The 5,449-nt window shown below is 40.1% G+C and carries 8 protein-coding genes and 1 other annotated feature; of the genes, 1 reads left to right on the top strand and 7 read right to left on the bottom strand.

Annotated elements, in window-relative coordinates; genetic code table 11:
* Window positions 1–105: 105 nt before the first annotated feature.
* From rpmA to ACFOSE_RS07685, 7 genes are all read right to left on the bottom strand, one after another.
* Window positions 106–399, bottom strand: coding sequence for a 50S ribosomal protein L27 (gene rpmA / locus ACFOSE_RS07715; protein ID WP_380432197.1), 294 nt, complete (start codon window positions 397–399; stop codon window positions 106–108).
* 24 nt (window positions 400–423) lie between these two features.
* On the bottom strand, window positions 424–756 hold the full coding sequence (locus tag ACFOSE_RS07710) for a ribosomal-processing cysteine protease Prp (protein ID WP_380432196.1): 333 nt from the start codon (window positions 754–756) through the stop codon (window positions 424–426).
* 8 nt (window positions 757–764) lie between these two features.
* Entirely contained in the window at window positions 765–1,079 is a 315-nt protein-coding gene (rplU, locus tag ACFOSE_RS07705) for a 50S ribosomal protein L21 (RefSeq protein WP_380432194.1), read from the bottom strand.
* A 44-nt stretch (window positions 1,080–1,123) separates the two neighbouring features.
* Window positions 1,124–1,199: a sequence feature (ribosomal protein L21 leader region), on the bottom strand.
* Window positions 1,200–1,267: 68 nt separating this feature from the next.
* Entirely contained in the window at window positions 1,268–1,849 is a 582-nt protein-coding gene (locus ACFOSE_RS07700; RefSeq protein ID WP_380432192.1) for a TMEM175 family protein, read from the bottom strand.
* A 25-nt stretch (window positions 1,850–1,874) separates the two neighbouring features.
* A complete protein-coding gene (locus tag ACFOSE_RS07695) occupies window positions 1,875–2,234 on the bottom strand; it encodes a hypothetical protein (RefSeq protein WP_380432191.1) in 360 nt (119 codons plus the stop codon).
* A 16-nt stretch (window positions 2,235–2,250) separates the two neighbouring features.
* Window positions 2,251–3,447: a tRNA uracil 4-sulfurtransferase ThiI gene (thiI, locus tag ACFOSE_RS07690; RefSeq protein ID WP_380432199.1), complete on the bottom strand. Its 1,197-nt coding sequence runs from the start codon at window positions 3,445–3,447 to the stop codon at window positions 2,251–2,253.
* Between the two features lie 81 nt (window positions 3,448–3,528).
* Window positions 3,529–4,674 carry a cysteine desulfurase family protein gene (locus ACFOSE_RS07685; RefSeq protein ID WP_380432189.1) on the bottom strand — a complete coding sequence of 382 codons (1,146 nt, stop codon included), beginning with the start codon at window positions 4,672–4,674 and terminating at the stop codon, window positions 3,529–3,531.
* Window positions 4,675–4,840: 166 nt separating this feature from the next.
* On the opposite strand from ACFOSE_RS07685, the gene ACFOSE_RS07680 reads away from it, so the two are divergent.
* Window positions 4,841–5,329 carry a DUF6556 family protein gene (locus tag ACFOSE_RS07680; protein ID WP_380432187.1) on the top strand — a complete coding sequence of 163 codons (489 nt, stop codon included), beginning with the start codon at window positions 4,841–4,843 and terminating at the stop codon, window positions 5,327–5,329.
* The last annotated feature ends 120 nt before the right edge of the window (window positions 5,330–5,449 follow it).

Below are 5,449 nucleotides of genomic sequence, written 5' to 3'. Positions count from 1 at the left end.
TCCATTTTTCATCTTAAAGATAAGAGACACCAAAAAAGACAAACCTCCAAAAAGAAGTTTGTCTTCGGTCTGAAAAGTTCTCCGGTGTTCGGAGAACTTTATAACTTATTTTGCGATAGGGTATACAGAAACTTGTTTCTTATCACGCCCTTTACGTTCAAAACGGACAACACCTTCTACCTTTGCAAAAAGGGTATCATCACCACCACGACCAACATTAGCTCCTGGATAGATGTGTGTACCACGTTGGCGGTAAAGGATAGAACCACCAGTTACAGTTTGACCATCAGCAGCTTTAGCACCTAGGCGCTTGCTTTCTGAGTCACGACCATTTGATGTAGAACCTCCACCTTTTTTGTGGGCGAAGTATTGTAAGTTAGAAAGATTAAGTTTAAGCATAATAATTTCCTTTCATTCGAAAACTTATTTAATAACAGGTTGCTGGACATAGTTCTTAGCATTTTCTGCCAGATTCTCAATCCCGATAACAACAGAAGCAAATAACGTCTGCCAAACCTGCTCTTGATCTGGGCTAAAGCCTTGAGGTTTGGCTATCCGCAGGAAGCCCCCATCATCAACTAATTCCAAACCCGGCTCGATGCCTGTCAACTTTTCAATCGAATTGGCAAAGTTGAGCGTCAGCATTGATACCGAAGCACAAATCACGTCAAAGCCATACTCACCGCTACCAGAGTGTCCTGCGATTGTCATCTCCGACCAGCCTTTAGCGTCTTTTGTAAAAGTTGCTTTAATCATATTAGGAATTAAGCATCAATGGTCTTGATTACAACCTTAGTGTATGGTTGACGGTGGCCTTGTTTACGGTGACTGCCTTTTTTAGGTTTGTACTTGTAAGAAATAACTTTCTTTTGTTTTCCTTGTTTTTCAACAGTTCCAACAACTTTAGCACCATCAACAAGTGGGGTACCAACTTTAGTAGCATCTCCACCAACAAGAACAACTTGGTCAAAAGTGACTTCTGCTCCTGCTTCGACGTCAAGCTTTTCAACGTAGATGGTTTGGCCTACTTCAACTTTAACTTGTTTTCCACCAGTTTTGATGATTGCGTATGTGCTCATGATGCACCTCCTATAAGATTTTGATTGAAGGAAGACGAAGATTCCTTCTTGTGAAGACTCGCCTAAATCGTGAGAGTCGAACTCTTACTTAAAACGATTTTCGTGCGGTTGCACAGGATGTGCATATAGTCAACTTTCACATTATAACATCAATATTCTAAAAAAACAAGACTTAACCATCAATAATTTTACTTTTTTCCTTCTATAATTGAATTGGGAAAGACGATAGTTAAGGAAATAAATAAAACAGTATACATCATAGCTGATGACCAGATTGTTAAGCTCAAAAATAATCCTAAAGTTTTTAAAAACATATCAACTTTAAGCCAGAGACTCTTTTTAATAGAAAAAGTCTGGATAGCTTTTGCTTTTTGGTTTTCCTCAATATGAGAAAGGTCACTCTGCATCCAAAGATTTGAACAAGATACGGCTAAAACAATGATGCCATAAAAAGATTGAGCAGCCGAATTATTAAAGTCACTTGCAACTAGGCTAGTAGCATAGGGAAAAAAGGAAGAGAAAAAGAGCATCAATAAAGACTGCCATACCGTTTTATTGGAAATAACTTTAATATCATGCCAATTGCGGTGCAATAAAACCCACATAGCCCCTAACCAAAAAAAAGAAACGGTGTAGGCAAAGAAATTCATTCGCAATTGCCATAAATTTTCCCAAGAAATCGGACTTGGTTTTTTCAATTCCAAGACTAATATCGTCATTATAATGGCTAATATAGCATCTGTAAATGCAGCCAAACGTTCTTTTGTCATTATTAATTCTCCGTTCATTATTTTCCTATCGTACTATTATTGACACCAATCCCAGAACTGCTCTTTTGACTAATTTTTGAAAATGCTCCAAATCAACATTCTGATCCGTAGTCAGTACCTGACAGCTCTCCTGTCCTTCAAAATAGTAATGAGATGTCAGTTGGTAACCATTGCGCTCATACTCCCTAGATTCAAGAATATAAGTAAAACCAACAAACTGTTTCTTATCATAATAAGCATAGCAACTCGCCAGAGGACGCAAACTGTTTGCTAATAGAAAGATGTAAGGCAGACGCTCATTCTTAGGGAAAGCATCCATGTAGAGTTTCTTAACTGCTCGATAGCTTGATGACCAAGGTAAGAGTGATTTTGCTTTCAAAAACATTGATCTATCTCGCTTCCTACAATAAATCATCAATGAGCTCATCAATAGCATCGCCGGTCGTTTCCGGACTAATCTCCGTCACTTTAATACCTGCAAGAGCACGCGCCACCAAGCCCTCCACATCAAGACGCGCCTCATATTGCTCCACATTCTTTAATTTAGGACTGGTCTTAGGACGGTCAGGAGCAAAAATGGTACAGCAGTCCTCGAAGGGCTGAATAGAAATATTGAAGGTCTCAATCTTTTGAGCGATATCAATGATTTCCAATTTATCCATGGTAACGACCGGCCGGATGACAGGGGTCATGGTCACTGCATTGATAGCTTGCATGGACTCTAAGGTTTGACTGGCTACCTGACCGAGACTTTCCCCGTTGATAATCACTAAGCCTCCACGTTCTTCACGAATACGATCAGTAATCTGCATCATGAAGCGACGAGTCAGGGTCATCAGATATGCTTCTGGAGCCTTTTCTTTAATTTCTTCCTGAATCTCTGTAAAGGGAACTTCAATAAACTGGATCTTACCTCCAAATTTAGTTAATTTACGGGTTAAATCCTGAGCTTTCTTCAATGCTCCTGGACTGGTGTAGGGGGGACTAGCGAAGTGGACAACTTCAATATCAACACCCCGTTTAAGCGCCAGATAGCCAGCAACTGGTGAATCAATACCCCCAGACAGCATCAGCATACCACGTCCAGCTGTCCCAACCGGTAGACCTCCTGCTCCTTTAACTTCTTCATAAGAAATATAGGCCGCTTCTGCTCGAATTTCCACCTTGAGGGTGATGTCAGGTCTTTTCATCCGAGCCTTGATGTCAGGCAGAACTTCAAACACACTACTACCTAATTCTTGGTTGAGTTCCCTACTATCTAGTTCAAAATTGTGGTCACTGCGCTTGCTAGAAACTTTAAAAGTCAGACCTTCATGGTAAAGTTCGATCATGATATCCTGCACTGCTTTTTTGAGAGCAGGCACATTTTTTTCCAATTTATAAACAGGAGAAAAAGCTTGGATCCCAAAAATTTGTTTGAGGGCCTCTGCGACAGGTTCATAGGGCGTTCCATTGAGAAAAACATGACCACGATCACGATCAGCTGTCACCTTTATAGCTGGATATATAGATAAAACATCTTGAATATTGCGCTTGAGCTTATTGATAAAACGCATGCGATTTTTCCCTTTGGTTGATAGTTCGCCGTAGCGAACCATAATTTCTGAATAATGCACGTCTTCTCCTTTTTTCTTAAAAAAATTTTTAGTTCTTATGAATATTGGAAAATCCCATAAAATTTATCTTACCTTCTTCATCCTGGCATAAACTTGTTTAAAAACAGTCAAAAATTGTTCGATTTGGATCATCTCATTATCATCATCCAGACTGATACGAACGGCTGTTTGAGCAACCTTGTCCGGTATCCCCATAGCAATTAATGTTCCAGCCGGCTTACCAGCTTTTGATGAACAAGCGCTGGTCGTTGAAATATAGATATCATGCTCTTCAAACGCATGGACAAGGACTTCACCACGAACTCCCCTGATTCCAAAGGTCAGAATATTGGGAACAAAATCAGCCGCCACTTCCGAGAAGATAGTGATGTCATCATAGTTTGCCAGCTCATCATGAATTATGGTCTTCATCTTGGCTATCTGAGGCAGAGCCACAGCTTCTTTATCAAGAGTCAGCCGCAAGGCCTTGGCCATAGCCGCAATCCCAGCAACATTTTCTGTTGTTGAACGTAAATTCTTTTCCTGTCCGCCTCCTGTCAAAAGAGGGGTGATGCGTCTTCCGACTTTCTTATAAAGAAAACCAACACCGCGGACAGCATGAAATTTATGTCCTGAAAAAGAGGCCAAGTCGACACGATCTGTTAGATAGGCTGAAATAGGAAGCTTACCGACCGCCTGGACAGCATCCACATGAAAAGAAATTGTCGGTCTGTCGGCTAAAAGTTCTGAAATAGCTTGAATAGGTTGGATTGAACCGATTTCATTATTGACTGCCATGACAGATACTAAAATCGTATCCGGTCGTAAGAGATTAGCCAGTTGATCAAGAGCTACAACCCCCCTAGAATCTACAGGAGCATAGGAAATTTCAAAACCTTGGTCAGCCAACCATTTGGCTGATTCTTTAACGGCTGGGTGCTCAATATCAGAAACGATAATATGCTTGCCATAATGAGCTTTTTCAAAAGCGATTCCCTTGAGAACCCAATTGTCACTTTCGGTCCCGCCAGAAGTGAAAAAAATTTCATCAGCTTCTTTTCTCAACAGATCCGCGATCTGCTTGCGAGAAGCCGCTAAAAGACGGCTAGCCTTATCTCCTAAATTGTGAAGGCTAGAGGGATTTCCAAAAAATTTGTTAGATACATCCTGATAGGTCCGCAGAATCTCTGGATAGGGTATGGTTGTCGCTGAATTATCAAAATAAATCATAATATTTCCTTACAAAAATCAATTGGTTTTATTATAGCACATTCAAAGCAGTGCTAAAAGAAACTAGCAGAAGATTTGATTTTTTAGGTAAGTCAGCAACTTTTTTTTAGGAAAATCTACTTGAATTTGTTACACTAAAGGAAGAAATAATTTAAGGAGAGGAACCATGTCACAATATTCACGCTCAGATAAAAAAACTAAGTATAATTCAAACAATAATAACCCTGCTAAACATCCCAAAGCAAAAACATCTAAAAAGATTGTCCGCCATACCAAAAAAGGGCTATCTACCTTATCAAAAACTATCACAACTATAGCTGCCATTCTATCTATCATCGTAGCATCATTCACCATTTATGCTATTTTGCATAAAAATTCAGACTACGATACCAAATCTTCCAGTTCAACCACAACAGTTATCAAAGAAAAAGAAGTTGATAAGGAAAATGGCAGTCAAGCTAGTTCTAGTGCCCAGGATCAGGAAGGACAAGCAGGTAATAACGGCACTACTTCCGGTAACGATGGAGGAACTGCTTCCAGTGAAGCGACACCGTCCTCCGAAGCATCTGCCAACACCGATTCCGGTACGGCTGATGCCGGAACTACTGGTGGAGCTGGTACCGGTGCTGAACAAGGAACAACCCCTGTTCAATAGTTGTAAGACTGTAAATATCAAAAACAACCAAGTTGAACTTGGTTGTTTCAGACCGAAGACAAACTTCTTTTTGGAGGTTTGTCTTTTTTGGTGTCTCTTATCTTTAAGATGAAAAATGGA

This window comes from Streptococcus dentapri, from assembly GCF_042649885.1.
GTDB lineage: Bacteria > Bacillota > Bacilli > Lactobacillales > Streptococcaceae > Streptococcus > Streptococcus dentapri.
This window is presented reverse-complemented; position numbering and strand designations above follow the sequence as displayed.